The organism is Nonomuraea sp. NPDC051941, from assembly GCF_044593615.1.
This window is the reverse complement of the sequence record NZ_JBIUCF010000149.1, coordinates 1-1508: the sequence shown is the minus strand read 5'-3', so window position 1 is coordinate 1508 and position 1508 is coordinate 1. Positions and strand designations below refer to the sequence as shown.

Here is a 1508-nt window from a genome sequence, read left to right as displayed (position 1 = left end):
GCAAGCCGCACGTACCTCCTTGAGTCTGACCTGCTCGTCGGCATCAAGCTTGTCGGGGCGGCGGCGGATCCAACTGGTGATGTGGCGGACCTTCGGCGGGGCCTGGACGGCGGGCGGTGCCGTCTTGCCTTTGAAGGCGACCAGGTAGGCGTAGACGGTGGTGTAGCTGCCGCGGAAACCCTGCGCGGTGATCTCGCGGTGCAGCTGTGTGATGTTGGTGCAGCCGTCATTCCAGCGTTGGTGCAGGTTGGGCTTGTAGTCGTCGAGTTTGCTCGGCCATCCGGCCAGCAGTGCCGTCGTCACCTCCTCGACACCGGCGGCGTGGAAGTAGCGGCGGGCGGTGCCCTTGGCCAGGCCGAGGTCCCGCTGGATCGCGGTGACGGTCTTCCCGTCGGCCTTGAGCGTCTGGACCTGCTGGTAGAGCTGCCGGGCCCGCAACACGCGGGCTCTGTTCTCGACGTGGTCGACGGTTTCCTGCTCGGCCGCGTGCTCGGGATCAGGTGCCGCCGCGGCGACTGCCTGTTGGAGGGCGGCGTAGCGGTCCTTCACGCGGCGGTGGTGGGCAGCGACGGTCTTCCGCACGCATTCGCCCAGGTCATCCCACATGTGCCAGCGGTCGGCGACCTGTTGAGCGTCCGGCGCTCCCTGGCGGGCGCCGAACGCATACGACCCGGACCGGTCCCGGCAGATCACCTCGACTCCGGGATGGGCGCGCAGCCAGTCGGCCAACGTGCCGGCCTCTCGGTCGGGCAGGATGTCGATGACGCGGTGAGCGTCCATGTCGACCAGAACGCTGGCGTAGGAGTGGCCGCGCCGCTTGGCCCAATCGTCGACGCCCAGCACCTTCACCAAGCCGATCTCCGGATCGGGCATGGCTCTGACCAGCCGGATCAGCGTGCATCGGGCCACGACCGCGCCGACCGCAGCCGCCAGCCGAGCACCTGCACGGCCTGCCAACGCCAGCGCGACCCGTTCCAACAGGCTCCGTAGTCCTATCGTCCGCCGCTGTTGCCGGGCCGTCAGCCCGTCCACCTGCTCGGCGAACGTGGCCACCGAGCACGCCGGGTTGTCGCAGATGAACCGGCGGGCCTCCAACTCGACCTGGACAGGACGACCAGCGCAGGACAGGTCGCGCAGACGGCGCCGGTATCGGTCGTGCACCCGCACCGCCGACCTGCCACAACCGTGGCACTCCCGCGGTTCCGGCCCGGTACGAGCAACGATCTTCACGCTATCTCCCAGGTCCTCGACCTCGGAGAGGACAAGTCCCGCCAGGTGCGGGAACAGCATCTGCAGGAGAGTGACTTCCCTGCCGGTGAGCTCGTGCAGCACCATACCTCCACGGCCGCTCTTCAAGATCCTGATCTTGGCGATCCAGATCGTGACAGGGCGGCCGTGTTCATCCACGGCGAGTTGCAAGATCGCGATCTACTCCAACATGGCCATCGGGCGCTGCGGCTTCCGGAGGTCGCACTGCGTGATCACTCCCCGCCAAGTGCGACAGACCC

At 68.0% G+C, this 1508-nt stretch carries 1 protein-coding gene; it reads right to left on the bottom strand.

Going from position 1 to position 1508, the window contains the following annotated elements; all coding sequences use genetic code 11:
• Positions 1-1335, bottom strand: a 1335-nt coding sequence (locus tag ACIHFD_RS67885; RefSeq protein WP_397375974.1) for an ISL3 family transposase, incomplete at its 3' end; no start/stop codon positions are given.
• Positions 1336-1508 lie beyond the last annotated feature (173 nt).